The organism is Lacihabitans sp. LS3-19 (assembly GCF_024343575.1).
Classification (GTDB): Bacteria; Bacteroidota; Bacteroidia; order Cytophagales; family Spirosomataceae; genus Leadbetterella.
This window is the reverse complement of record NZ_RJUA01000028.1, coordinates 20,548-20,764: the sequence shown is the minus strand read 5'-3', so window position 1 is coordinate 20,764 and position 217 is coordinate 20,548. Positions and strand designations below refer to the sequence as shown.

Below are 217 nucleotides of genomic sequence, written 5' to 3'. Positions count from 1 at the left end.
TCAAAAAAGTTAAAACCATCCTTTCTATAGAAAGAGGAACACGCCTAGAAGGCTCATTTGGCACGGAAAAAGAAAACTATGGCCTAAGGAAAATCAAAGCAAAAACACCAGAAACACAAATCGTGTGGATGTTCTTCGGAATCTTTACTGCAAATGTCGTCCGACTATCAAAACGGCAACAAAAACAAGTCAAAAAAGTAGCTTGAAAAACTTTTAA

Annotated in this window: 1 pseudogene; it reads left to right on the top strand. The window is 36.4% G+C overall.

Features of this window, described 5'->3' with window-relative positions:
- A pseudogene (locus EGI22_RS14575) lies at positions 1-206 on the top strand (DDE transposase); the annotation flags it as partial.
- Positions 207-217: the final 11 nt, after the last annotated feature.